Genomic DNA, 24,756 nt, shown 5'->3' with positions numbered 1-24,756 from the left:
CGATGACTTCCCTGACCGACCGCTCCGAAGAACGCTGGGACGACGGTTTCATCGCACGCTCGCGCCCCGAGGCCACCGACGGCCGGTACCAGGACGGCAGCCCCGGCGCCGACGGGGCCGGCGACGAGAACGACGAAGCACTCGTACGGGCCGTCTCGGGCGCCGGCAACGACGGCGGCAAGGCGCCCGCGCCCCCGCTCAGCCCCGAGGGGCGGGCCCTGCGCGCGCGCCTCGACGCCCTGCGCCAGCTGGTCGGCCTCTCCCGCACCCGGCTCGACGGCAAGACCCTCGCCGAGGCCGGCCGGGTCCTGGACGAGGCGGCCGCGCGCCGCGGCCTGTCACCGCAGCACACGGTCGTCGCGATCGCCGGCGCCACCGGGAGCGGCAAGTCCACGCTCTTCAATGCGCTCGCGGGAGTGCAGATCTCCGAAACCGGGCTGCGCCGTCCGACCACCGCCGCGCCCATCGCGTGCAGCTGGTCGGACGGAGCGGCAGGCCTGCTGGACCGCCTGGAGATCCCGGGCCGGCTGCGCCGCCGGCCCCGCGAGACCTCCGAGGCCGAGGCCCTGCGCGGCATGGTCCTCGTCGACCTGCCCGACCTGGATTCGGCGCTCGGCGCGCACCGCGACCACGTGGACCGCGTACTGGCCCTGGTCGACGCGGTGGTGTGGGTGGTGGATCCGGAGAAGTACGCCGACGCGGTGCTGCACGAGCGCTACCTGCGGCCGCTGGCGGGGCACGCCGAGGTGACCTTCGTGGTGCTCAACCAGGTGGACCGGCTCCCCGGGGAGTCCGCCGACCTCGTCCTCGACGACCTGCGCCGGCTGCTCGACGAGGACGGCATCGCGCTCGGCGAACACGGCGAGCCAGGCGCCACGGTCCTCGGACTGTCCGCGCTGACCGGGGAGGGCGTCGGGGAGCTGCGCGAGCTGCTCGCCCAGTTCACGCAGGAGAAGGGCGCCGCGACCCGAAGGATCTCCGCCGATGTCGACCGGGCGGCCGTGCGCCTGCGACCGCTGTACGTGGCCGACGGACACTCCGGTCCGGAGATCGGGGAGGCCGCCCGCGCCGAGTTCGAGGACCGGCTCGCCGAGGCGGTCGGGGCGTACGCGGCAGGGCTCGCGGCCGAGCGGGCCTGGCGGCGCAATGCCGGCAAGGCGTGCGGGACACCGTGGCTGCGGCTGTGGCGGTGGTACGAGAGCCGCCGCGCCCCGCGCACGCTGGCGGGCCTGGCCGCCCTCGCGGTCATCGGCGGACGCGGCGCGCCGAGCGCCGAGACGCCCGTCGAGGCGGAGGTGACGGCGCGCCAGCGGGTCGAGCAGGCCGTACGGGTGGTCGCCGACGAGGCGGCCGTCGGCCTGCCCGACCCGTGGGCGCAGGCCGTACGGGAGACGGCGGTGCGCGGCGCCGAACAGCTCCCGGAGGCGCTGGACGAGCTGGCGGTGACCCTCGGGGCGGCGGTGGCGGTCCCGGCTGTCAAACCCCCGCGGCCGGCCTGGTGGCCGGCGGCGGTGCTGGCCCAGGCGGCGATGACGCTGCTCCAGATCTACGGCGGGCTGTGGCTGGTGGGGCAGATCGTCGGGGTCCTGGAGCCGCGGCTGCTGCCGCCCGTACTGCTGATGGTGGCGGGCATCGTGGGCGGTCCGCTGGTGGAATGGGCCTGCTCGATCGCCGCCAGGGGCCCGGCGCGGCGTTACGGGCAGGACGCGGAGCGCAAGCTGCGGCAGGCGGCGGCCGGCTGCGGGCGGGCCCGGGTGCTGGAGCCGGTGGCGGCCGAACTGCTGCGCTACCGGGAGGTGCGCGAGCAGTACGCGGCCGTCGCCGCAGGGGGGAGCAAGTTGTCCACAACCCGCCAGTAGTCCACAGGCCGGAGCGGTCGGGGCCGGCCGGCGGCAGCATGGTTCGTACCCGTGCGGATGGTCCGTACGGGTACGCATGGCGGGGGAGGCGGCCGGGATGAACGACACCCAGGTCACGCTGGTCGGGTATGTGGCGACGCAGATCGACTACAAGGAGACGCAGAACGGCCCGTCGGCGAGGTTCCGCTTCGCCGTCACGCCGCGGTACTTCGACCGGCGCAAGGACGCCTGGACCGACGGGACCACCAGCTTCTACACCGTGTGGGCGCGGCGCACGCTCGCCGTGAACCTGGCCGGTTCCGTGGCCGTGGGCGAACCGCTCGTGGTGCACGGCCGGCTGCGGGTGCGGCAGGACCCGCCCGACGGGGAGGGCAACCGGTGGTTCTCGGCGGAGATCGACGCGACCGCCATCGGCCACGACCTCAACCGCGGGACGGCTGCGTTCCGTCGGGTCGTCACCACGGACACGCCGCTGATGGCCCCTCAGAAGGTGTCGGTGGTCTGAGTGTTCGAGGCGGATAGGATTCCCCGGTACTCACGGGCACCTGGGTCTTTGGCCCGAAGGGGAAGACTGTGTCGATCGCCGTTCCCGCATCCTCCGCTCCTCAATCCGTTCCTCAATCCGCTCCTCATCCCGTTCCACCTCCACTTCCGTTATCCCCACCACCGGCCGCGGCTTCCGCAGCTTCCGCGCCTCCTGCGCCGGTGGGCGTCCGGGGCTCCGCGCGCCGTCCGCTGGCGGTGGCCCTGCTGGCCGCGGCCCTCGCCGGTGCGCCCGGTGCGCAGGCCGCCGCCGACAGCGGTCCGGCGCTCTCCCACGCGCCGGAGGGCGCGAGCGCCGTGCTGGACGGGCTGAAGACCTACGGGCAGGCGGTCCTCCACTCCGGGGACGGTTCGCTCCACCGCATCCCGGCCGGGCTCTACGAGATGCGGGTCGACGGCGGGGGCACGCTCCAGACGTACGGGGTGGGGATCTCGGGCAACGCACAGCCCCAGGCCCGGTACACGGAGGGCGGCTGGAGCGGCAGTCCGCTGGCGGGGAACGGGCAGGCGGGCCGGATCCGCTGGATCCTGGAACATTCCTACCCGCAGTCGAATGATCTGGCCGGGCTCGCCAAGGCGGCCGGAGCCGGCGCCCTCACCGCGCAGAGCGCGGCGGCCGGCACCCAGGTGGCCATCTGGCGGCTGGCGGACGGGGCGCACGTCGAGGCCGCCGACCCGGCGGCCGAGACGCTGGCCGGCTACCTGCAACGGGAGGCGGGACAGCTGCCGGAGCCACCGGCCTCGCTGGGGCTGGATCCGGACGGGGTGTCGGGGGCGGCCGGTACCCGGATCGGCCCGGTGACCGTGCGGACCGGGGCGCGCAGCGTGTCGGTCGTCCCGGACGCGGCGGCCGTCGCGATGGGGGTGCGTGTGGTCGACGCCGAGGGACTGCCGCTGGAGAGCGCCGTCAACGGGAGCCGGCTGTACTTCGAGGTGCCCGAGGGAACCCCGGACGGGATCGCCTCCGTCACGGTGCAGGGGGCGACCAAGGTGCCGGTCGGGCGGGTCTTCACCAGCGGGGTGCCGGCGCAGGCCCAGGTCGTGGCCGGCTCCAGCGAGTCCACGGCGGCCGCCACCGACACCGCGGCCTGGCCGCAGCCGGTGGTGGCCCGGGCGGCGACCGCGGACGGCGCGGGGAGCTCCGCCGCCGGCCGGACAGACCTCTGGTCTGCGACGCGGGCCGGACAGGGCAGGCCGGCCGGACAGGGCGGCCAGGGCGGACAGGGCGGGCCTGCCGCACAGGGCGGCCCTGCCGGACAGGCGCAGGCCGGCCCGGCTTCGCCCGGCTCGCCCGCCGAGGATCGGCTGGCCGTCAGCGGCAGCTCGGCGGCCACCCCCGTGATCGCCTCTCTGGCGGTGGGGCTGGTGGTCCTCGGCGGGCTGGTGGTGCTCCTGCTCCGCAAGCGCCCCCAGGACGGGAACGACGCCGGGACGCCGTAGCCCGTCGCACCGGAGTCCGCACCGGCCGTGCGGCCCCCGGCGGGATCCGCAGGGTGAACGGGTGCACAGGGAAGAGGGCCGAGGTAGAGGAAGGGGTTGTCGGGGTAGGCGAGCTGAATGCTGAAGCACGTGAAGATCGGGAAGTCGCCCCTGACCTGGCAGGGCGCGGTGGTCAGGTGGGACCGCCGGCTGTTCGACGTGGTGGCCCGGCGGCAGTGGCCCGGGGCCGAGCGCGTGCTGCCCCGGCTCGGACGGGCCGCGAACCACGGCGTGCTGTGGGGCACCACCGCCGCCGCGCTCGCCGTGTTCGGATCGGCCAGGACCCGTAAGGCCGCCGTGCAGGGGATGGCCTCGCTGGCACTGGCCTCCGCCAGTATCAACACCGTCGGCAAGTGGTCCGTGCGCCGGCCCCGCCCGCTGCTGGACGGGGTGCCGGCCGTGCGCCGGCTGGCGACCCAGCCGCACACCACCTCCTTCCCCTCCGGGCACTCGGCCTCGGCCTTCGCCTTCACCGCCGGGCTGGCGTGGGAGTCCCCGGCCTGGGCCGTTGCGATGGCACCCGTCGCCGCCTCCGTGGCCTTCTCCCGCGTCTACACCGGGGTGCACTACCCCTCCGACGTGGTCGCGGGCGCGGCGCTCGGTGTGGCCGCCGGCCTCGTCGTACGGCGCGTCGCGCGCGGGGCGCAGAAGGCCAGGGTCGTGCCCGGCGACGAGCGGGCAGCCCTGGAGGCGCCGGCGCTGCCCGACGGCGAGGGGCTCACCGTGGTCGTCAACACCGGATCCGGAACCGCCGGCAGCACCGGCCTCGACGACATCCTGCGCACCCGCCTCCCCAAGGCCGAGGTGATCGAATGCGAGGGCAGCGAGGTGGCCGCCGAACTGGAGGCGGCAGCCTCCCGCGCCACGGTCCTCGGCGTCTGCGGCGGCGACGGCACGATCAACGCGGCCGCCACCGCCGCCCTGCGGGCCGGGGTGCCGCTGGCGGTCTTCCCGGGCGGCACCCTCAACCACTTCGCCCTCGACCTCGGCCTCGCCGGGGTCGAGGACACCTGCCGCGCCCTGACCGCCGGGCACGCCGTCCACATCGGGGTGGGCCGTTTCACCCCCGGCCCCGAAGGCCCGCCGGGCTACTTCCTGAACAACTTCAGCATCGGCGCCTACCCCGAACTGCTGCGCCACCGGCTGCACTGGAGCCCGCGGATCGGCGGCGGCCCCGCCGCGCTGCTGGCCGCCTGGCGGGTGCTGCGCGCCCAGCGCCCCCTGCGGCTGCGGCTGAACGGCCGGATGCGGAGCGTGTGGCTGCTCTTCGCCGGCAACGGCACCTACCACGGGACCGGCCCCACCCCCCGTCGCCGCGAGACCCTCGGCGAGGGCCTGCTGGACGTCCGCATCGTCTACGGCGGCGGACGCCCCGGCCCCCGCCTGCTGGCCGCCGCCCTCGCGGGCCCCCTCACCCGCTCCCCGGTCCACAACGCGACCCGGCTGCGCAGCCTGCGCGTCGGGGACATCCCGCCGGGCACCCCGCTCGCCTACGACGGCGAATACGCCAAGGCCGGCGAAGCCCTGGTCCTGGACGAGCTCCCCGACGCCCTCACGGTCTACCGCCCGCGGAAGTGACCGCCCGGAGCGTCCTCGTCCGCTCCTCCCCCTCCCCCTTCGCTTCCCGTGCCCGGACCGCTCCCGTGCCCCGGAGGGAGCCGCCACCCGCGGGCGGCGCCCCTCCGCCCCCGCCGGGACCGCCCAGGCCGGGGGTGACCTCCGTCCATCCGGGCCGTCTATGGGCCGTCTGAGGCGATGGGGGCAGTTGTCAGGAGCCAACCCAGGCTTGCTCGGTAGAGCTGTTTTCCACGCCTAGATCGGCTCGCATTGCGTCGAGCATTTTCTCCCACTGCTCCCAGAGCTGAACGAAGTCCGTTCGGATCTCATCGAATGATCCGTCCGCGTCGGGGTTGCCCTCTTCCAGGCACATGATCCTTCGGTAGGTCTCGGACAGGGCCTTCGTCATGTTGTTCAGCTCGGCCAGGACCGCGCCGGACGCCACCACCTGAGCCTCGGCGAAGACTGAGTGGTGATCGCGTCGCGCCTCTTCGACCACTTCCCTTGCTTCTACGGTCACTGAGTCCTTGTGCACGGTCCACAGAAAGTTCATCAGATCAGTTCGGTAGCGGCGGAAGGCTGCGTTGACGTTCATGTAGCCCTGCCGCCGACGGGCCAGTTCGGCCACCTGTTGCTCACGAAGCCATTCCGCTTCGGCTACCTGCTGCTGACGAGCGAACTGCTCTGACTGAATGCGAGCCAGCAGGCGTGGCGACAGTAGGGACGCTATGAGGGTGCCTGAGATCCCGACTACGGCCGCTACCAACCCGATGAGTGCGCTGCCCACTGGACCCCCCGGAAGATCGAGCGTTCGTCATTTCAGGGGCATCCTGCCCGTGATGAGGCGGTGGCGGGTGCCGCTTGGGCACATCGGCACCGCCCCACCATGCTGATTGATCGACGGCGGTCCGGGGCGCCGGCAGGGTTGCCGGCGCCGGCGAGGCGGTCGCTACCGGTAGCGACCGCCGGGGCACCGTCCCGGGCCCTCTGTGGGCCGTCAAAGGGTCTCCAATGTCCATCCATGACGACGAACGGTGACCAGAGCGTGAGGTCAGCCTCCGGCCGCGCCCCAGCTCAGGGGCGCTGACCATACGCGTTTCCCCCGAGGTATGGACGCCTGGCAAGATGGGGTGTATCTGCCCACCCATCGATCTGCCGGACGGTTTCTCTTGGCTGAGTTCATCTACACCATGCGCAAGACGCGCAAGGCGCACGGCGACAAGGTGATTCTTGATGACGTCACCCTGAACTTCCTGCCCGGCGCGAAGATCGGTGTGGTCGGCCCGAACGGCGCCGGTAAGTCCACCGTTCTGAAGATCATGGCGGGCCTGGAGCAGCCGTCCAACGGCGATGCCTTCCTGTCGCCCGGCTTCACCGTCGGCATCCTCATGCAGGAGCCCAAGCTCGACGAGTCCAAGACCGTCCTGGAGAACGTCCAGGACGGCGCGGCCGAGATCATGGGCAAGCTGAAGCGCTTCAACGAGGTCGCCGAGGAAATGGCGACCGACTACACCGACGCGCTCATGGACGAGATGGGCAAGCTCCAGGAAGTCCTGGACCACTCCAACGCCTGGGACCTCGACGCCCAGCTGGAGCAGGCCATGGACGCCCTCGGCTGCCCGCCCGGCGACTGGCCGGTCACCAACCTCTCCGGTGGCGAGAAGCGCCGCGTCGCGCTCTGCAAGCTGCTGATCGAGGCCCCGGACCTGCTCCTGCTCGACGAGCCCACCAACCACCTCGACGCCGAGTCGGTGAACTGGCTGGAGCAGCACCTCTCGCAGTACAAGGGCGCCGTCGTGGCCGTCACCCACGACCGGTACTTCCTGAACAACGTCGCCGAGTGGATCCTCGAACTCGACCGCGGCCGCGCGCACCCCTACGAGGGCAACTACTCCACCTACCTGGAGAAGAAGGCCACCCGCCTCAAGGTCGAGGGCCGCAAGGACGAGAAGCGCCAAAAGCGCCTCAAGGAAGAGCTGGAGTGGGTGCGGTCGAACGCCAAGGGGCGCCAGACCAAGTCCAAGGCCCGTCTGGCCCGCTACGAGGAGATGGCGGCCGAAGCGGACAAGATGCGGAAGCTGGACTTCGAGGAGATCCAGATCCCGCCGGGCCCGCGCCTCGGCTCCATCGTCGTCGAGGTCAACAACCTCTCGAAGGCCTTCGGCGACAAGGTCCTCATCGACGACCTGTCCTTCACCCTGCCCCGCAACGGCATCGTGGGCATCATCGGCCCGAACGGCGCCGGCAAGACCACGCTCTTCAAGATGATCCAGGGCCTGGAGACGCCGGACTCCGGCGCCATCAAGGTCGGCGAAACCGTCAAGATCAGCTACGTCGACCAGTCCCGCGCCAACATCGACCCCAAGAAGACCCTCTGGGCGGTCGTGTCGGACGAGCTGGACTACATCAACGTCGGCCAGGTCGAGATGCCGTCCCGCGCCTACGTCAGCGCCTTCGGCTTCAAGGGCCCGGACCAGCAGAAGCCGGCCGGCGTCCTCTCCGGCGGTGAGCGCAACCGCCTGAACCTCGCCCTGACGCTCAAGGAGGGCGGCAACCTGCTGCTCCTCGACGAGCCCACCAACGACCTCGACGTCGAGACCCTGTCCTCGCTGGAGAACGCGCTCCTGGAGTTCCCCGGCGCGGCCGTGGTCATCTCCCACGACCGCTGGTTCCTCGACCGGGTCGCCACGCACATCCTGGCGTACGAAGGCGACTCCAAGTGGTACTGGTTCGAGGGCAACTTCGAGTCGTACGAGAAGAACAAGGTCGAGCGTCTCGGTGCGGACGCCACCCGCCCGCACCGCGCCACCTACAAGAAGCTCACCCGAGGCTGAGGTCCGCACCATGGCCAGACACCACTACCGGTGCCCCCTGCGCTGGTCGGACATGGACTCCTTCGGCCACGTGAACAACGTGGTCTTCCTCCGCTACTTGGAGGAGGCGAGGATCGACTTCATGTTCCGGCTGGCGCCGGGGGAGGGCAGCGAGTCCTTCACGGGCGGGTCCGTCGTGGCCCGCCACGAGATCGACTACAAGCTGCCCCTCGTGCACCGTCACGAGCCGGTGCTCATCGAGTCCTGGGTGACCCGGATCGGCGCCGCGTCCCTGACCATCGGTTACGAGGTCAAGGACGAGGCGACCGCCGAAACGCCCGAGAAGGTCTACGTGCGGGCCTCTACCGTGGTCGTGCCCTACAACCTCGCCGAGGGGCGGCCCCGCCGCATCACGACCGAGGAGAAGCACTTCCTGGAGAAGTACCTCGACGAGCCCGCCCGCTCGGAAGGGCGCCTCGCGGCATGAGCGACCGGCTGCACTTCGCGGACTCCGGGGAGGCGGCGGACCTCGCCGCCTTCCTGGGCCGGCTGGTGCACTACGACCGCGCCGCCGCGGTCCGCCTCCAGGGGGCCCCGGCCGCGCCGGTGCCCTCGGGGGAAGGCGGCGGCGCGCTCGCCGTCTTCGGACGGCCGCCGTCCTTCGAGGTCCTGGCCATCCGCACGGTGCGGCTCGCCGAGCCCGTCGGGGCGCCGCTGGACCGGACCGTGTCCGCCGGCGAGTTCCTGGAGTCGGTGGACGAAGCCGCGGCCGCGGCCACCGTCCCCGGCGCCGTCACCGGGCCGCCCTGGACCGGGGTGCTCCCGCCCCGCGGCGGCTGGCGGCAGCTGCCCGGGCTGCCCGGTCCCGAGGAGATCCGGACGGCCGTGGCGGGCGCCGTGGCGGAGTTCCGCAGCCGCGACGAAGCCCTGCCCGCGCAGCACCGGACCCGCTCCGAGCGCGACCGCATCGGCCGCGAGATCTGGTCCCGGACGCTGGGCGACACCGAGCTCCCGCTGCGCGCCGTGCACGCCGCGCAGTCCCTGGGCTTCCTGAGGCCCGTACGGTCCACCGTGCCCGCCGCGGGCCCCGTCTCCACCGGCCCCGCCCCCCTGGCCCTGCTGGCCGCGGGGAGCTGGCTGCGGCTGCGCACCCCGTACGGCTCCGTCGCCATGCGCCGCCCCGGGCACACGGACGCCCTGGGCGCCCTCCAGGTCCGGCCGGTCTGACCCGGGGGCACCGTGCCCGGCCTGACCCGGTCTGAAGAGGTCTGACCCGGGCGCACCGCGCGGCCCTCTGTACGCGGGCGGGCCCGCACCCTGCGGGCGCCCCCGGCCGGCCCCCCGTACGACGCGTCTAAGCCGAGTTGATCATGGATGCCGCGGCGTACGTCAGGTACTTCCACAGCTGCGCCTCGTGCTCCGGCGCGAGACCCAGCTCGTCCAGCGCCACCCGCATGTGGCCGAGCCAGGCGTCGTGCGCCGCGGCGTCCACCTTGAACGGGGCGTGCCGCATCCGCAGGCGCGGGTGACCGCGGTCCTCGCTGTAGGTGGTCGGCCCGCCCCAGTACTGGATCAGGAACAGGGTGAACCGCTCCTCGGCCGGACCCAGGTCCTCCTCGGGGTACATCGGACGCAGCAGCGGGTCCTGCGCGACGCCCTCGTAGAAGCGCCGCACGAGACGGCGGAAGGTCTCTTCGCCGCCCACCTGCTCGTAGAAGGTCTGCTCCTGAAGCGTGCCCCGCGGAATCTCATTCACCCGACCATCGTCTCAGACGCCCGGACGGAGGTCCCGGGTCCTAGGACCCCCGCCGGGATCCGTGCGCGGTCGCACACGGAGGCCGCCCGCAGGACAGTGGAGTCATGGGCGCACACACCTCACGCACCGCGCCGCGTGACCTGCGGGAGACCGCGCACGCCGCCCAGGTGAGGGAGCTGACGGCGGCGGGAGCGCTGGACGATCCGCTCTGGCGGGCCGCGTTCGCCGCCGTGCCGCGGCACGTCTTCGTCCCCTACTTCTGGACCGGCCGCGGCGCCGGCCACGAAAGGCTCTGGGCCGAGGACCCCGACCCCGAGCGGCGGGCCCGCTGGCTGCGCGGCGTCTACACGGACGCCCCGCTCGCCACCCGGCTGCGCGACGGCGAGCTGCTCTCCTCCAGCAGCCAGCCCTCCCTGATGGCCAGGATGCTGGAAGCCCTGGAGGTACGCGACGGCGACAACGTGCTGGAGATCGGCGCGGGCACCGGCTACAACGCGGCCCTGCTCTGCCACCGGCTGGGCGAGGACCTCGTCACCACCGTCGACCTGGACGAGGAGATCACCGAGTCCGCCCGCAGGCACCTGGCCGCCATCGGCTACCACCCCGCCGTCATCACGGGGGACGGGGCGCGCGGCTGCCCCTCCCGGGCCCCGTTCGACCGGATCATGGTGACCTGCACGCTGCCGATCGTCCCGCCCGCCTGGCTCGGGCAGTGCCGCCCCGGGGCGCGGATCCTGGCCCCGCTGTCGACCGGGCTGATCGCCCTCACCGTGCAGGGCCCCGACCTGGCGGAGGGCCGCTTCCTGCACACCCCGGCGTACTTCGTCCCGCTTCGGGGTTCCACCGCGTCGCCACCGCGGGCCTCGGAGGGGCTGCCGTACGAGCTGGTGGAGAACGAGCGCCTGCAGTTCATGCTCGTCCTGACCGAGGGGGTCCTGCACCCCCGCGAGGCCCTGGACCTGTGGCGCCGGGAGGGCCGGCCGTCCCGCGAGCGCTTCGGGGTCACCGTCGGCGCCACCGGCCAGTGGTCGTGGCTCGACGACCCCCAGGGTCCGTACGTCTGGCCCCTGGGGGAGGCGCGGGGCTGAGGCGGCGGCCTCAGCCCCGGCGGACGGTGATCGTGGTCCAGGCGCCGACGTGGACGCGGTCGCCGTCGGCGAGCGGGACCGGGACGTAGGGCTGGATCGGCTCCTCGCCGCCGTTGATCGTGGTGCCGTTGGTGGAGTTCTGGTCCACCACCGCCCAGCTCAGGTCGGGCTGCTGGACGAGGACCGCGTGCTGGTGGGAGACGCCCGGGTCCTCCGGGGGCACCGACAGGTCGATGTCGGGGGACTCCCCCGTGGAAGCGCGGCGGCGGCCGATGGTGATCTGGTTGCCGGAGAGCGGCAGGTGCTGCTCCGGGGAGTACGCGGGCAGGTTGAGCCCGGCCGCCTCGGGGCCGCTGCGCTGCATCATCGCCATGAAGTACGAGCGGTCGGGGGCGATCGTCGCCGTCCAGGAACCGCCCTGCGAGGGGAAGGGCTGGTGCGACTGCTGCTGCTGTTGCGGCTGGTGCGACTGCTGCTGCTGTTGCGGGGGCTGCTGCTGGTATTGCTGCTGCTGGGGCGGCTGGTGCTGGTACTCCTGCTGGTACTCCCGCGGCGGCGGGGGCTGCTGCTGGTACTGCTGCTGGTGCGACTGCTGCGGCGGGGGCTGCTGCTGGTACTCCTGCTGCGGCTCGTGCGCGGGAGGCGGCAGCAGCCAGTCGTCCTCGCGCTGGAGCGGCTCGGCCGGCCGGTTGACCCGGGAAGGGCGCGACCCCTGGTACTCGAAGTGGTCCTGCGCGTACGTCGCCGGTGCCTGCACCGGCGGCGGAGGCGTGGAGGGCGACGAGGACCGGGGCGCGGTCCCCGCCCCCTGGCCCGCCGATTCCGGGGCGGGCGGCGTGTACGACGTCGCCGCACGGGTCAGGAAGTTGTACCGGCACTCCTCGCAGAACGGCGCCATGGCCTCGCGCGGGGTGCGGCACTGCGGGCAGAGCTCCGCCTGGGCCGTCGGCTCGCCGGCGGTCGGGGGGAAGCCGTAGCCGTAGGAGGGAGCCGGAGGGGGACCCTCCGAGGCAGCCATGCGGTGGCCGCAGACCTCGCACCAGTCGTCGGAGGCGGACTGGTGCCCGTTCGGGCAGGTCGGCATGGCGGCGCTTCCCCCTTCTTCTCCCTGCGTCATCGCGTCAGGTCTTCTCAGGTCTCAGGTCTTCTTCACTCGGACGGTCTGCGTGGAACGCGTTTCGAGGGTCATCTCGTCGGCGTCGGCGACCTTCGCTTTCAGCCGCACAGTACCCGCCGCGGCATCCACGACATCCACCACCTTCGCCAGCAGTCTCGCAGTGTCGGCGTTCCCGGAGGCACTGGCCAGCTGTACCGCACGCCCGAGTTTGGCCGTCGCACCGCCGACATCGCCCAGTTTGCGGGCTTCCAGGCCCTGCTGGATAGCCTGCGCGAGCTCCGCCTGCCCGGTGTAGTGGGCCACCTGCGGGTTGATGGCGGTGGAGGCGGCCAGGTCGTCCGTCCACACCGCGCGTACCAGTCCCTGGGCGAGGACGGTCGGGGGCTCCCCGGCGGTTCCCGGCAGGACCAGCGTGGCGCGGGCGGCCAGCATCTCCTGGCCCACGCCCGCTCCCGGGACGCGGACGCACACGTGGTACTCGCGGGACTCGTCGCCCCAGGAGCCGGTCGGGTAGTCGCCGGCCCGCGGGCCCGCCTCCGTGCGGCGGTCGGTGAGGTCCTGGACGGCGGGCGCGACCTGCTTGACGTAACGGACCTCCGCCCCGACCGGCGTCCACAGCCGCAGCGCGACATCGGCGACCTCCTTGCCCATGACGTTCTCCATCATGCGCGTGAAGTCCCCGGCGAGGTGGGCGGGATCGGCCACTATGTCGGCGGAGCCGAGCAGCGCGCTCGCGATCCCGGTGACCTCCTTGACCTCCCAGTCCGTGCCCACCCCGCGGGCGTCGCAGGTGAAGCGGCCCGCGCACGCGTCGAGGGTGGCGCGCAGCACGGCCGGGTCCTCGTGTTCGTTACGGCCGTCGGTGAGCAGGATCCCGTGCCGGATGGCGGCGGAGGACTGGCGCAGCAGCCCGTCGGCCAGGCGCAGCCAGGTGCCGATGGCCGTGCCTCCGCCGGAGGCGAGTCCGCGCAGCGCCTCCTTCGCCTGGCTGCGGGTGACCGGATCGGCGACGGCGAGACGGCCCTGGCCCGGATAGACCTCCTTGGCCACGTGGGTGCCGGCGACCACGGCGAAGGAGGTGCCGTCGCGCAGGGTGTCGACGGCGGCGGCCGTGGCCTCGCGGGCACCGCGCATCTTCTCCGGCGGGTACTCCATGGACCCCGAGCAGTCCACCATGATCACCACCGCTGCCGAGCCGTGGGCGGCCGACGCGCGTGTGGCGGTGGCCCCGCCGGTGGAGCTGACCGTGACGATGGCGTGGACGTCCCGCCCGCCCTGGGGGAGGAACTCGTTCTGGTACACCTCCACGCTGAAGCGCGGGGCGCTCGGCTTGGCGAAGTTCGCCATCGGTGGGACTCCTCGGGGCTCGGGCTCAGGGCTCAGGGCTCAGGCGGGCGGTCGGACGGGCGCGCCGGGTGGGTGGGCGGCCGGCGTGGCCGGATCGGCGGCGGGCCGGTGGGCGGTCAGGGCCGGGGGGACGGTTCCGGCCCCGGCGCCGCGCCCGCCTCCCCTTCCGGCTGGGCGGCGAACGGCACGATGGCCACGGTCACGTTGTCGTGTCCGCCGCCGTCGAGGGCGTGGCCCACCAGGACCTGCGCACTGTGCAGGGGGCGGGTGGCGGCGTCCGCGGGGAGCACCTGGGCCATCTCCCGTGCGGATTCCGCGTAGTTCCACAGGCCGTCCGTGCAGACCACCACCACGCCCGGGTGGTCCGGCTTGAAGATGGCGGTGTGCGGTTCGAGGTCGTAGGCGTCGGCCCCGAGCCAGCCGGTGATGGCGTGGGCGCGGACGTCGGCGTACGCCTCCGCCTCGCCCATCAGGCCCGCCGCGACCATCTGGGCGGCCCAGGAGTCGTCCTCGGTGAGCCGGCGCGGCAGCGCCGCGCGGTCGTCCGGCACCCAGTACGCGCGGCTGTCACCCACCCATCCGATGGTCAGCAGGCCGCTGCTGACGACGGCGCCGACCAGGGTGCAGGCGGGGGCGTTCTGCGCGCCGGGGATCTCGGGCCCCAGGGCGTTGACCGCGGCGGCGGCCGCCAGGATCGCGTCGTGCATGGCCTCCTGGGGGTGCGCGCCGCGCGGGAGGGCTTCGAGCAGCGCTTCGTTGGCGGCCGCGGCCGCGGCCGCCGATGCCTCGTCGGGGCGGCTCGCGGAGGAGACGCCGTCGCAGACGATGGCCACGGTGGCCGCCGAACCGTCGGGAAGGGCGGTCGCCGCGACCGCGAACGAGTCCTCGTTGCGGTGGTGGCGCAGCCCGCGGTCGCTGACGGCGGCCACGCTGCCGAGCTCCTCTTCGAGGTGGTCGCGCTCCCGGGGCTGGGCGTGCCCGCAGTGCTCGCAGTAGCCGTCCGGGTCGACGTGCCCGGCGCGGCAGGCGACGCAGGTCCTGCCGCCGGCAGCGGCGGGCTGCTGGGCCTGCGCCGCCCCTCCGGGGACGCCTTCGGGCGCCGCGCCGTCCTCCGCCGCGCCCGCGGGGGTGGCGCCGTACGGGATCCCGGCGCCGGAGGCGGGAGCGCCGGCGGGGCCGTCGCCGGAGCCCGTGCCCTGCGGGTCGCCCTCGGGGTGCGCGTGGGCGCCCGGCAAGTCGTAACGGGCCGCGGGACCCTCCGGCGCACCGCCGGCGTGCTGCTCCGCCGGCTGCCACGGGGTCCCCTCGGGGGGCGTGCCGGGGCCGGGGCCCGGGCCTGGGAGGTCGTGCCCGGGCTCGGGAGCGCCCGCCGTGGCCTGCGGAGCGCCGTACGGAACTTCGCCGTACGCCACTGCGGCGTACGGGGCTCCGGCGTGCGGGGCTCCGGCCGCGCCCGGCCGCTCCGCCGGGGGCGCGGCCCAGTCGGCCGGGTCGCCGACCAGGGTGGGAGCGGCCGCGGCGACACTGCCCCACCCGGGCGCGGGCCCGGGGGCGCCGTAGCCCCCGGCGGGCGCGGGGGCCGCGTTGCCGTGCGGCGCACCCGGGGCAGCCGCAGTACCGGCGGCACCCGCAACTCCCGTCGCGCCGCCGGCAGCCGCGGTGCCCGAGTCCGTCGCCGTGCCCGTGTCCGGTCCGGCGGCAGCGCCCGCAGGCGCCGTCGGCAGGGGAATCGTCGGATGGTCCGCGGCGCCGGCCGGCGCAGGCGCGGTGACCGCGTAGCCGCAGACGCCGCAGAAGCGGTCACCCTCCTCCAGGGGTTCCGCGCAGCCGGGGCAGCCCGACAGCCGATGCATCGACATCAATCACACCCACGTCCGGGGACGGAAACGGTTTGCCCGCTCCACCAGTTCGATCCTCTCCTCGCCCCGCTGCGCCAGCCGTGCGAGCACGCGGTACGAGCGCTCCAGTCCGAAGCGCAGTCCCCGCTCGTCCAGTTGACAGCCGAGCAGCGAGGTCTTGCCGGGGTCGCGACCCCGGCTGCCCGACAGTACCCAGTCGAGGGCCGAGCCCAGAACTTCCGTGGTGAGCCGCTCGTGGCGTTCGGGGTCGAGTCCGAACCGCCGCAGCGCTTCCACCTGCTCCGCGGCGGCCACCAGGTCGGCCAGCAGCGGCTCCTGCGGCGACCGCTCGCGCAGACGTGCGCGTACGGCCGCCACCCGGGCGGCGGTGTAGTGGATGGACGACTCCGGGACGGATTCCAGCGTGCGCACGGCTCCGGCCCGGTCCCCGGCGGCCAGCCGGACCCGCGCCAGCCCGAAGGCCGCGCTCACGAAGCCCGGGTCGGTGATCCAGACGAGGCGGTAGTACTCGGCGGCGTTGTCCAGCTGGCCCAGCACCTCCGCGCACAGCCCGAGGGCCAGCTTCGGCGCCGGCTCGCCCGGGAAGGCGTCGTAGATCGCATCGAAGGACAGGGCCGCGATCTCGTCCTCGCCGGCGGCCAGCGAGGCGATGCCGCGGGCCCACACCACCCGCCAGTCGTCCGGGTGCCGGGCCTCCAGCTCCGTCAGGGCGTGGCCGGCGGCGGGCAGTTCGCCCAGTTCCAGCCGGGCCCGCAGCTCACGCAGCCGCAGTTCGGCCGAATCCGCGGGCGCCGAGCCGAGGGCGCCCAGCAGGTCGGCCGGGGCGGAGGCCAGCAGGCCGGCCAGGAAGCCGGCGTTCGGGTCGGCCGGGTCCACCAGCGGCACGGGCAGTGCCAGGGCGCAGTCGTGCGCGTCGAGCGTGGTCGCTCCCGCCGAAGGGAAGGGGTATGCGGGAGCAGGAGCGGGTCCGGGCGTGCCGCCGGGCGCCGCCGGCGGCGTGCCCGGCGGCAGGGGAGCGGGCCGGGGCCCCGGCAGCGGCGCGGACACGTGCGTGGCGGTGGCGCCGAGCGCGGCGGCCGCCGTACCCCCGGCCGGAACCGCGGGTCCGTGGCCGCCCAGGGCCCCGGACCGGGCCGCCGGAAGGGGTCCGGGCCCCCGGACGGGGCCGGCCGCCGGGGCACCGGGCCACGCGGCCACACCGGCCGGAGCCCCCCCGACGCTCACGCCGCCCGGCGCCGCAGCGGCCGCGCCACCGGGACCCGCCGCAGCCGCGCCGCCGGGCACCAGGCCGCGACGGCCGCGCCCGGACAGCTTGCCGCCCCGCCCGGAGCCGGCCGGACGGGCACCCAGCCGGGACACCTGCGCCCCCGCCACGTCGGTGAACAGCCGGGTGTCCGCAACGCGCAACTCGGGCGCGAAGAGCGTGGACAGTTGCGGACGGGGCCGGCCCGTCTGGAGGGCGACCACCTCCCGCAGCACCCCCGTCAGCTGGTCCGCCATCTCCTGCGCGGAGGAGAACCGGCGCCCCGGATCCGGATCGGTGGCCCGGACGAGCAGCCGGTAGAAGGACTCGTACCGCCCGAACACCTCGATGTGCTCGGGGTCGGGGAGCGAGTCCGCGAACACGTTCGTGTAGCCCTGGAAGTCGAAGGTCAGGACCGCCAGGGTCCGCGCCACCGTGTACAGGTCGGAGGCGACGGACGGCCCCAGTTCGGCGACCTCCGGGGCCTGGTAGCCGACCGTGCCGTATATGGCCGACTCCTCGTCGTCCATCCGCCGCACGGCGCCCATGTCGATCAGTTTCAGCTGGTCCTGCTGCTGGATCGCGTTGTCGACCTTGAAGTCGCAGTACAGGAGGTTCCTGCTGTGCAGGTGCCCGAGCGCCTCCAGGGCCTCGATGCCGTACGCGCACGCCTGCTCCACCGGCAGCGGGTCACGCCGCCCGTCCGGCCGGCGCCGCTCGTTCGCGATCTCCTTCAGCGACTTCCCGCCGACGTACTCCATGACGATGTACCCGTCCAGCGAGCCGGTCCGCTGGTCCAGGTGCTCCACGAAGTTGTAGATCCGCACGATGTTGGAGTGCTCGATCTCCGCCAGGAACCGGCGCTCCGAGATCGCCGCCTCCATCGCGTCCTGGTCCCCGGTGTCCAGCAGGCCCTTGAGCACCACCCACCGGTCCGAGACCGCCCGGTCCACCGCCAGGTACACCCAGCCGAGACCGCCGTGCGCCAGGCAGCCCGCCACCTCGTACTGGCCGTGCACCACGTCGCCCGCGCGCAGCTTGGGCACGAAGGAGTACGGGTGCCCGCACTTGGTGCAGAACCCCTCAGTCCGGCCCGGCCGTTCGCCCCGGGCCCGCCCCACCGGCGCCCCGCAGTCCGAGCGCGAGCAGAACCGCTTGCGCTCCGGCACCTCCGGATTGTCCAGGACCGCCGCCGACGGATCCGGGCGCGGTACCTGCGGCACGTTGACCAGACCGGCCCCGAGCCGGCTGCGCCCCGAGGACGAGGGCGCCGATCCCGAACTGCGCACCGAGACGGACCGGCTGGACGCCGTACCCGACAGCGAGCGCGAGAGCCGCCCCGACACCGAGCGCCGTGACGAGGAGGAACGCGAGGAGCGCGCCGAACCGGCGGAGCGCGCCGAACCGTGCGACCCCTGCGATCCCCTCGACCCCCGCGATCCGGCGGACCCCAGGGAGCCGCGCGCCGCGCTCGTCATCCCCGTCGGCGGCGACACCAGCTCCTCCGCGCCCGCCGTGACGGCGCCCGTGGGTGCCAGCCCGCAGGTGTCGCAGTACAGCTCGCCGCCGCCCATGTCCTCGTACGTCCCCGGACACCCGGGGCGCACACACGCCGTTCCGATCAGGCTCATGCGCCCTCCTTTCCGGGGATCCCCGTACCTTGCACCGCTTCGGCCGCCGACTGCTGGTAGCGCAGGACGGCCTGCTCGGCGGCCCGCAGGTCGCAGGGCGCGCTCCACAGCATCCGCCGGGCCGCGTCGTACCGCTCGATCAGCAGCGGATCCTCCGCCAGTCCGTGCCGTGCCACCTTCGCCTTGTACGCGTCGAGCCGCCCCCGCAGCTCGGCCCGTACCGCCAGTGGCGCCGTCACCGCCGTCAACGACTCGCGGGCCCTGCGCAGTTCCTCCTCGGCGCGCTCCTCCAGTGACTCCAGGAGGGGGGAGAGCCGGTGCCAGCGGGACCGGCGCCGGTGCTCGGCCGCCGCCGCGAGCTGCTCCTGCAGCGCCGTGGGCGGACCGCTCACCGCGGGGACCTCCGATGCGGCGATCTTCGCCAGCACCTCCCCGCGCGCCGTCCGGGCCTCGGCCAGGGTCCGGTCGGCCCGCGACAGCACGTCCCGCAGACTGATCAGCCGCTGCTCGGCGTCCTGCCGGACGGCCAGCACGGCCTCGACCTCCCGGCGTACCTCCTCCAGCGCGAGCGCGGCCCGGTCGTAGCGGGCGGTGTCGGGGCGGCCGCCGCCGGGCGCCGAACTCCCGGCGGCCGGAACCCAGAACGCCAGCGGATCCGAGATCACCGCGGCCCGCAGCCCGGCGAGCTCGGCGGTGATGGCCTCCAGGTCGTCGCCCGAGCGGTGCTCGCCCGGGCGGACCCCCACGGAGTGGGCCAGGGAGCGGGTGCGGTGCAGCTCGGCGGCGAGCAGGTCGATCCGGGCGGGCAGCGCCGACCACACCGCGTCGGCCGCGACCACCACGTTCAGGGAGCTCGCGTACAGCGCGTTCATCCGGGCCACCAGCTCGGCGAGCGAGAGCCGTTCGGCCAGCGCGGCGCCCTCGACGGCCGCGCCGGCGATCAGCACCCCGGGTCCGCGCAGCCGCTCGGTGAGCTCGGCCAGGTCTTCGCGGCCGGGCCAGCGGCGCCGCTCGCGGATCTCCCGGGCGGCGGCCAGGGCTCCGCTGTAGGCGTCGAAGTACGTCCACAGCCGGGTGATGTCCGCATCGGCGGCCGTCCACCGCTCCTTGGTGACGCCGGTGAGGCCCGCCCCCTCCAGCAGCCGCCGCCCGGCGTGGTCCTGGAGGGCGAGCAGGGAGGTCTCGACGGCCTCGTGCTCCGCGCCCAGCCGGGCCAGGGCACGGTCGACGTCGTCCCGGTCCATCACTGCCGGCTCCGCCTCCACCGATGGTGCCTCCGCTTCCGCCTCCGTGCCCGCTTCCGCCTCCGTGCCCGCGTCCCCGCGGCCCGCCTCCCCGGTCGTGCCCGTCTCCGGTCCCGGATCCGCCTGCGTTCCCCGTGTCGCCACCGGCTTCAGCCGTCCCGGTACTTGGGTGCGGGCGGCGCCGTCACGCCGGGCAGGACCGGCTGCAGGTGCTTGACGTACGACCTCATCCACGGGCTGTCACTGCCGCCCGCGCGGTAGCCCTCCAGCACCTTGTTGACCCTCCGGACCAGATCGGAGGCGTCCTTGTTCATCGCCACGCCGTAGAACTCGCGGGTGAAGGGCGAGCCGACCAGCTGCACCGAGGGGTCCTGCGCGGCCTGGCCGGCGGCGAGGGCGTTGTCCGTGATGATCCCGTCCACCTCGCCCAGCTGCAGCCGGACCAGGCAGTCCAGCTGATTGGGCACGGTGACCGGCACCGAGCCGTACGACTGGGACTTCAGCGCGGCCTCCGCCGTGGAACCGGAGGCGAAGCAGATCCGCTTGTCCTTCAGCGAGGTGTCGTAACCGCTGATCGGGGAGCCCTTGGGCACCAGTACCTGCTGCCCCGCCTCGAAGTAGGCGGTCGAGAAGGCGACGTCCTCCAGCCGCTTGCAGTTGATGGTCATGGTCCGCACGACGATGTCGACGCGGCCCTCCTGGAGCGCCGGGACCCGCTGGCTGGTGGGGATGGCCCGGTAGATGACCGCGTTCGGATCGCCCAGGATGTCCTGGGCGATGGCCTTCACCAGGTCGATGTCGAAGCCGTCGAGGCCGCCGCCCTCCACGGCCTGGTTGCGGTAGCCCCAGCGGAAGCTGTTCTGGTCCACGCCCGCGACGAGCTTGCCCGCCGCCTTGATCCGCGCGATGGCGGCTCCGTCCAGACCGGACGGGCGCAGGCTCGCCTCCGGGTCCTGGCAGGTGTCGGTGAGCGTCCAGGGCGTCGCCGGAGCCGCCGCCGCGGAGGCGGGTTCGCGGACGGCCGCCGGGCGGCCGGTGTCCGGAGCCGTACGGGCCAGCGGCACCAGCACGGCCGCGGCGGTCACCGCGCAGGCGGCGGCCATCGCGCTGACCCCGCCCCAGCCGCGCAGCCGGCCCGTCAGCCGCCGCCGCCCGGTCACGTCGGCGGCGCCTTCCGTGCCGTGCGTGCCGTGCGCGCCGTCCGAGCTGCCCGTGCCGATCGGGCCGGGCGCGCCACTTTCGTCGCTCCCGCCGGGCACGCCGCTCCGGCCGTTTCCCGTGTCCCTGCCGCCGGCGGCCCCCTGGCCTCCGGAGGTCCGCACCGCCCGTATCCGCATCGCGCTCACCTGTACTCCGAAAGCCTGCGCCCGATACCGAGCAGGGCAGCCGCCGCACCGGCGACCGCGAGGACCGCCGTGCCGGTCGGCAGCCCGCCCAGGGCGCCGAGCCCGTCCCGGGCCGACAGGGTGAATTCCCGCTGCTCGTGGGCCACCGCCTGCTCCAGGGAGGCGTCCACCGTGTCGAAGGCGGACCCGCTGCTGTCCTTGTGGCCCTTGTCCCCGATGACCAGCGGCAGGGCGGCCTCGTAATCGCCCTTGAGGTCCGCCTCACGGGCCGCCGCGTGGCGCTGCTTCCACTGCTTGACGCCATCGGCCGCCCGGGTCACGGGGGAGCGTCCGGCGTCGTCGTCGGCCAGCCGCAGCGCGGTCGCCAGCCCCGCGTCCAGCGCCTTCATGTTGGTCGTGAAGTCCACGTCGTACTTGTCGGACTTGTTGTCCTCCGCCAGGACGGCGCCGCGCGCGATCAGCGTCAGGTTCTCGCCCGCCCGTGCCTGCAGGGAGGCGATCCGCGCGTCATTGAGCACCTTCAGCGATTCCTGCCCCTGCGCGCGGGCCTCGCTCAGGGAGGACCGGGCCACCGTGTGCCCCACGGCCAGCCACATCAGCACCACCACGGACGCCGCCGTCGCCGCCAGCAGTCCGTGGTTGAAGACCCGGTTCGTCCGGAGGTAGTTGCGCCGCTGCGCCCACGCCAGCGCGGCGAGCGCGACCAGCCCCGCGGCGAGCGATACCAGCGGCCAGGACCGGGCGTCGTCGTAGTCCGTGTAGAGCCGGTCCGTCTCCGCCTCGTACAGCCGCTGGGCGGCGGGCAGCAGCTGGGTGGTCATCTGCTCGTTGGCGTAGCGCAGGTAGGCCCCGCCCAGCGGCAGGCCCTGCCGGTTGGCGGCCCGGGCCTGCTCGATCAGGCCGGTGTAGCGCGGCAGCTGCTCGCTCAGCAGGGTGATCTGCTCGCGCGAGCTCTCGCTGCCCCCGGTGGTGGCGGCCGCGCTGACCAGCAGCCTGGAGGCGTTGGCGATGTCCTTCTCGTACCGCTGACGGACCTCGCGCTCCTCCTTCGCACCGAGGAGGAAGCCGCTGGAGGAGGCCGTGTCGGCATCCGCGAGGGAGCGGTAGATGCTCGCGGCGTCCGCGCTCAGTGGCTGGCTGCGGCCCACGACGTCGTCGGCGGCCGCGGTCCGTACGGAGACCTCCCACAGGCTCACCGCGCCGAACAGCACGATCAGGGCGGCCAGGGCGGCCCCGATGATCCGCAGCCGGCCGGGCTCGGTCGTCGCCGCCTCCCGCAGCCGCTCCACGCCCTCGGCCCAGGCGGTGCCCCGCCTCGGCGGTGCGCCGGGCGGCGGACCCTGCGGCCCGGCGGGCGGCACGTGGACACCGCCCTCCGGCGCGGGCGCGCGTGATGTGATGACCACCGTGACCTCCCCCTCGGTCCTGTCCTGCGCCCCGGCCGCTGCCGGGAGGCACCCCTTGCGCAGCAGTATGGACCCAGTCGCAGCCGCCCACAGCACCCAATGACGGATCTTGGGCGATCCGCCCCCGCGCGCGCCCCCCTCGGCCCTTCACCGTCAATACGCTCGCGTGGCCGCCACGGTTCCAGACGGGCGCCCCCTCGGGGCCGGTTCACCCGAAATGGGCACGGAGCCTGCGGTGGGCGAGGGGCGGGGAGCCGACCGCGTCCAGCCCCAGCAGCCCGGCTCCCAGCACCGGGGGAGCCGTGACCACCGACACCCGGGCCCGGGGGGCGCGGTCGGCGAGCAGCTCCTCGATCCTCCCGTTGAGCTGCGGGTGCCGGGCGGCCAGCACACTGCCGCCCAGCACCACGGGCACGTCCTCGGCCAGCAGGCCCAGACGCTCCAGGGCCACCGTCGCCATCACCACGATCTCGTCCGCCTGCCGGTGCACGAGCGCCAGCGCCACCGGATCCCCGGCGGCCGCCACCGCGAACAGCAGCGGCGCCACCTCGTGCCGCGCCCCGGCCGGGAGGCGGCCCAGGTGCAGCGCCTCGACCAGCGCGTACATCGACTCCTGGCCGAAGTGCGCGGGCAGCGCGCGGGCCAGCTCCGTCGCCTCGCCCCGGCCGTCCTCGGCCCGCGCCGCGAACCACAGGGCCTCCTCGGCCAGGCCGCCCCCGCCGCCCCAGTCGCCGGAGATCCGGCCCACCGCGGGGAAGCGTGCGGTCCGCCCGTCCGGGGTCATGCCGACGCAGTTGATGCCCGCCCCGCACACCACCGCGACGCCCCGCGGCTCGGCGCCCGCCGGCAGCCCGGCGCGCAGCAGCGCGAAGGTGTCGTTGTGCACCGCCGTCACCCGGCCCCAGTTCCGCCGCCGGATCTCGCGGGCCAGTTTCCACTCCTCCGCCGGGAAGTCGGCATTGGCCAGACAGGCCGACACGTGGTCGGCCCAGGGCGCGGCGGCCCCGCCCTCCGCGCCGCCGCGCAACCCCGCGACCCGCATCGCCTCCGCCAGTACGTCGACGGCCGCGGCCACCCCCGTCCGGAACGGCTGGAAGCCCCCCGCCTGGCCCGAGCAGAGCACGGAGCCGTCCGGATCGAGCAGCGCCACGTCCGTCTTGCTGTTGCCGGCGTCGATGGCCAGGACGGAAGGCAGGGTCACGCCCATGGCAGGTGCTCCTTGTTGTGCGCCAGGAGCCGGTCCGTCAGCCCCTCGGCACGGTCGTACTGGCCCACCAGCGGGTGCGCGAGCAGCGCCCGGAAGACCCGCCCGCGGCCGCCGCGCAGGGCAGCGTCCAGCGCGAGGTCCTCGTAGGCCGTCACGTGCGAGACCAGTCCGGCGTACAGCGGGTCCAGCCGCGGCACGGCCAGCGGCGCCGGTCCGAAGGCGTCGACGCGCGCCTGCACCTCGACGACCGCGTCGTCGGGGAGGAAGGGCAGGGCGCCGTTGTTGAGGGTGTTGACCACCTGGACGGCCCCCGCGCCGCCGCCCAGCAGCGAGGCCGCCAGGTCCACCGCCGCCTCCGAGTAGAAGGCGCCGCCCCGCTTGGCGAGCAGCGCGGGCTTCTCGTCCAGCGCCGGATCCCCGTACAGGGCGAGCAGCTCCCGCTCCATCGCGGCGACCTCGGCGGCACGCGAGGGCTTGGTCGCCAGTTCCCGTACGACCTCGTCGTGGGCGTAGAAGTAGCGCAGGTAGTAGGAGGGCACGACGCCCAGCCGGTCCAGCACGGCGCGCGGCAGGCGGATGTCGCCGGCGACGGCCTCGCCGTGCTCGGCGAGCAGCCGCGGCAGCAGGTCCTCGCCGGCCGGGCCGCCCCTGCGCACCCCCAGTTCCCAGGTGAGGTGGTTGAGCCCCACGTGGTCGAGGTGGATGTCGGCGGGCGCCAGGTCCAGGAGCGCGGCGAACTTCCGCTGGAAGCCGATGGCCACGTTGCACAGCCCCACCGCCTTGTGCCCCGCCCGGAGCAGGGCCCGGGTGACGATGCCGACCGGGTTGGTGAAGTCGATGATCCAGGCGTCGGGGCTGGCCCGCCGCACCCGCTCGGCGATGTCGAGGACCACCGGGACGGTGCGCAGTGCCTTGGCGAGGCCGCCCGCGCCGGTCGTCTCCTGTCCCACGCAGCCGCACTCCAGCGGCCAGGTCTCGTCCTGGAGGCGGGCGGCCTGCCCGCCGACGCGCAGCTGGAGCAGGACGGCGTCGGCCCCGGCGACCCCCGCGTCGAGGTCGCAGGTGGTGGTGACGAGGCCGGGGTGCCCCTGCCGGGCGAAGATCCGCCGGGCCAGGCCGCCGATCAGCTCCAGCCGTTCGGCGGCGGGGTCGATCAGGACCAGCTCGCCGATCGGCAGGGTGTCGCGCATCCGCGCGAAGCCGTCGACCAGTTCGGGGGTGTAGGTGGAACCGCCGCCCACCACTGCGAGTTTCATCGTCG

19 protein-coding genes are annotated in these 24,756 nt (G+C 74.3%); 8 read left to right on the top strand and 11 right to left on the bottom strand.

The window, feature by feature from the left end:
• The first annotated feature begins 2 nt into the window (after positions 1 to 2).
• From AMK16_RS16235 to AMK16_RS16220, 4 genes are all read left to right on the top strand, one after another.
• On the top strand, positions 3 to 1,859 hold the full coding sequence (locus tag AMK16_RS16235; protein ID WP_073915284.1) for a YfjP family GTPase: 1,857 nt from the start codon (positions 3 to 5) through the stop codon (positions 1,857 to 1,859).
• Between the two features lie 97 nt (positions 1,860 to 1,956).
• The gene (locus tag AMK16_RS16230) at positions 1,957 to 2,364 is read left to right on the top strand and encodes a single-stranded DNA-binding protein (protein WP_073915282.1); all 408 of its coding nucleotides are present in this window, start codon (positions 1,957 to 1,959) and stop codon (positions 2,362 to 2,364) included.
• Positions 2,365 to 2,564: 200 nt separating this feature from the next.
• Positions 2,565 to 3,842: a thioester domain-containing protein gene (locus tag AMK16_RS16225; RefSeq protein WP_073915279.1), complete on the top strand. Its 1,278-nt coding sequence runs from the start codon at positions 2,565 to 2,567 to the stop codon at positions 3,840 to 3,842.
• A gap of 117 nt (positions 3,843 to 3,959) precedes the next feature.
• The gene (locus AMK16_RS16220; RefSeq protein WP_073915276.1) at positions 3,960 to 5,459 is read left to right on the top strand and encodes a bifunctional phosphatase PAP2/diacylglycerol kinase family protein; all 1,500 of its coding nucleotides are present in this window, start codon (positions 3,960 to 3,962) and stop codon (positions 5,457 to 5,459) included.
• Between the two features lie 190 nt (positions 5,460 to 5,649).
• Here AMK16_RS16220 and AMK16_RS16215 read toward each other — a convergent pair whose 3' ends face one another.
• Positions 5,650 to 6,225: a hypothetical protein gene (locus AMK16_RS16215; RefSeq protein ID WP_073915273.1), complete on the bottom strand. Its 576-nt coding sequence runs from the start codon at positions 6,223 to 6,225 to the stop codon at positions 5,650 to 5,652.
• A gap of 382 nt (positions 6,226 to 6,607) precedes the next feature.
• Between AMK16_RS16215 and ettA the strand changes: the two genes are divergently transcribed.
• Genes ettA through AMK16_RS16200 form a run of 3 tightly spaced genes read left to right on the top strand, consistent with a single transcriptional unit; the run spans position 6,608 to position 9,478 of the window.
• Positions 6,608 to 8,272 carry an energy-dependent translational throttle protein EttA gene (ettA, locus tag AMK16_RS16210; protein WP_073915269.1) on the top strand — a complete coding sequence of 555 codons (1,665 nt, stop codon included), beginning with the start codon at positions 6,608 to 6,610 and terminating at the stop codon, positions 8,270 to 8,272.
• Positions 8,273 to 8,282: 10 nt separating this feature from the next.
• Complete coding sequence (locus AMK16_RS16205) at positions 8,283 to 8,738, top strand: acyl-CoA thioesterase (protein WP_073915266.1); 456 nt, start codon at positions 8,283 to 8,285, stop codon at positions 8,736 to 8,738.
• The gene (locus tag AMK16_RS16200; RefSeq protein ID WP_073915263.1) at positions 8,735 to 9,478 is read left to right on the top strand and encodes a hypothetical protein; all 744 of its coding nucleotides are present in this window, start codon (positions 8,735 to 8,737) and stop codon (positions 9,476 to 9,478) included. The genes AMK16_RS16205 and AMK16_RS16200 overlap by 4 nt, the downstream gene beginning before the upstream one ends.
• 127 nt (positions 9,479 to 9,605) lie before the next feature.
• On the opposite strand, the gene AMK16_RS16195 is transcribed toward AMK16_RS16200, so the two are convergent.
• Positions 9,606 to 10,007 (bottom strand): globin, encoded by a 402-nt coding sequence (locus tag AMK16_RS16195; protein ID WP_073915260.1) that lies wholly within the window; start codon positions 10,005 to 10,007, stop codon positions 9,606 to 9,608.
• A 104-nt stretch (positions 10,008 to 10,111) separates the two neighbouring features.
• Between AMK16_RS16195 and AMK16_RS16190 the strand changes: the two genes are divergently transcribed.
• A complete protein-coding gene (locus AMK16_RS16190) occupies positions 10,112 to 11,095 on the top strand; it encodes a methyltransferase domain-containing protein (RefSeq protein WP_073915257.1) in 984 nt (327 codons plus the stop codon).
• 10 nt (positions 11,096 to 11,105) lie between these two features.
• Here the strand turns inward: AMK16_RS16190 and AMK16_RS16185 are convergent, their stop codons facing one another.
• The 9 genes from AMK16_RS16185 to AMK16_RS16145 all read right to left on the bottom strand — a co-directional run bounded on the left by AMK16_RS16185 (position 11,106) and on the right by AMK16_RS16145 (position 24,751).
• Positions 11,106 to 12,212: an FHA domain-containing protein gene (locus AMK16_RS16185; RefSeq protein ID WP_443333569.1), complete on the bottom strand. Its 1,107-nt coding sequence runs from the start codon at positions 12,210 to 12,212 to the stop codon at positions 11,106 to 11,108.
• 21 nt (positions 12,213 to 12,233) lie between these two features.
• A complete protein-coding gene (locus AMK16_RS16180; protein ID WP_073915251.1) occupies positions 12,234 to 13,559 on the bottom strand; it encodes a vWA domain-containing protein in 1,326 nt (441 codons plus the stop codon).
• 116 nt (positions 13,560 to 13,675) lie between these two features.
• A complete protein-coding gene (locus tag AMK16_RS16175; RefSeq protein WP_073916197.1) occupies positions 13,676 to 15,418 on the bottom strand; it encodes a protein phosphatase 2C domain-containing protein in 1,743 nt (580 codons plus the stop codon).
• 3 nt (positions 15,419 to 15,421) lie between these two features.
• Positions 15,422 to 18,292 carry a serine/threonine-protein kinase gene (locus AMK16_RS16170; RefSeq protein ID WP_079191529.1) on the bottom strand — a complete coding sequence of 957 codons (2,871 nt, stop codon included), beginning with the start codon at positions 18,290 to 18,292 and terminating at the stop codon, positions 15,422 to 15,424.
• A complete protein-coding gene (locus tag AMK16_RS16165; RefSeq protein ID WP_073916193.1) occupies positions 18,289 to 19,536 on the bottom strand; it encodes a hypothetical protein in 1,248 nt (415 codons plus the stop codon). The genes AMK16_RS16170 and AMK16_RS16165 overlap by 4 nt, the downstream gene beginning before the upstream one ends.
• 149 nt (positions 19,537 to 19,685) lie before the next feature.
• Positions 19,686 to 20,639, bottom strand: a complete 954-nt coding sequence (locus tag AMK16_RS16160) for a glutamate ABC transporter substrate-binding protein (RefSeq protein ID WP_079191551.1) — start codon at positions 20,637 to 20,639, stop codon at positions 19,686 to 19,688.
• Between the two features lie 239 nt (positions 20,640 to 20,878).
• Positions 20,879 to 22,288, bottom strand: a complete 1,410-nt coding sequence (locus AMK16_RS16155) for a hypothetical protein (protein WP_079191528.1) — start codon at positions 22,286 to 22,288, stop codon at positions 20,879 to 20,881.
• A 208-nt stretch (positions 22,289 to 22,496) separates the two neighbouring features.
• Positions 22,497 to 23,495 (bottom strand): N-acetylglucosamine kinase, encoded by a 999-nt coding sequence (locus AMK16_RS16150; RefSeq protein WP_073915248.1) that lies wholly within the window; start codon positions 23,493 to 23,495, stop codon positions 22,497 to 22,499.
• Positions 23,486 to 24,751, bottom strand: coding sequence for a 6-phospho-beta-glucosidase (locus AMK16_RS16145; protein WP_073915245.1), 1,266 nt, complete (start codon positions 24,749 to 24,751; stop codon positions 23,486 to 23,488). The genes AMK16_RS16150 and AMK16_RS16145 overlap by 10 nt, the downstream gene beginning before the upstream one ends.
• Positions 24,752 to 24,756 lie beyond the last annotated feature (5 nt).

Source organism: Streptomyces sp. CB00455, assembly GCF_001905445.1.
GTDB lineage: Bacteria > Actinomycetota > Actinomycetes > Streptomycetales > Streptomycetaceae > Streptomyces.
Note: the sequence above shows the minus strand (reverse complement) of the source record. Positions and strands in the feature narration are given on the sequence as shown.

Bases quoted from the DNA above. Each gene is read 5' to 3' on its own strand.
- AMK16_RS16235 (WP_073915284.1), top strand. From the start codon at position 3: ATGACTTCCCTGACCGACCGCTCCGAAGAACGCTGGGACGACGGTTTC.
- AMK16_RS16230 (WP_073915282.1), top strand. From the start codon at position 1,957: ATGAACGACACCCAGGTCACGCTGGTCGGGTATGTGGCGACGCAGATC.
- AMK16_RS16220 (WP_073915276.1), top strand. From the start codon at position 3,960: ATGCTGAAGCACGTGAAGATCGGGAAGTCGCCCCTGACCTGGCAGGGC.
- AMK16_RS16205 (WP_073915266.1), top strand. From the start codon at position 8,283: ATGGCCAGACACCACTACCGGTGCCCCCTGCGCTGGTCGGACATGGAC.
- AMK16_RS16200 (WP_073915263.1), top strand. From the start codon at position 8,735: ATGAGCGACCGGCTGCACTTCGCGGACTCCGGGGAGGCGGCGGACCTC.
- AMK16_RS16190 (WP_073915257.1), top strand. From the start codon at position 10,112: ATGGGCGCACACACCTCACGCACCGCGCCGCGTGACCTGCGGGAGACC.
- AMK16_RS16185 (WP_443333569.1), bottom strand. From the start codon at position 12,212: ATGACGCAGGGAGAAGAAGGGGGAAGCGCCGCCATGCCGACCTGCCCG.
- AMK16_RS16180 (WP_073915251.1), bottom strand. From the start codon at position 13,559: ATGGCGAACTTCGCCAAGCCGAGCGCCCCGCGCTTCAGCGTGGAGGTG.
- AMK16_RS16175 (WP_073916197.1), bottom strand. From the start codon at position 15,418: ATGTCGATGCATCGGCTGTCGGGCTGCCCCGGCTGCGCGGAACCCCTG.
- AMK16_RS16170 (WP_079191529.1), bottom strand. From the start codon at position 18,292: ATGAGCCTGATCGGAACGGCGTGTGTGCGCCCCGGGTGTCCGGGGACG.
- AMK16_RS16165 (WP_073916193.1), bottom strand. From the start codon at position 19,536: ATGGACCGGGACGACGTCGACCGTGCCCTGGCCCGGCTGGGCGCGGAG.
- AMK16_RS16160 (WP_079191551.1), bottom strand. From the start codon at position 20,639: ATGGCCGCCGCCTGCGCGGTGACCGCCGCGGCCGTGCTGGTGCCGCTG.
- AMK16_RS16150 (WP_073915248.1), bottom strand. From the start codon at position 23,495: ATGGGCGTGACCCTGCCTTCCGTCCTGGCCATCGACGCCGGCAACAGC.
- AMK16_RS16145 (WP_073915245.1), bottom strand. From the start codon at position 24,751: ATGAAACTCGCAGTGGTGGGCGGCGGTTCCACCTACACCCCCGAACTG.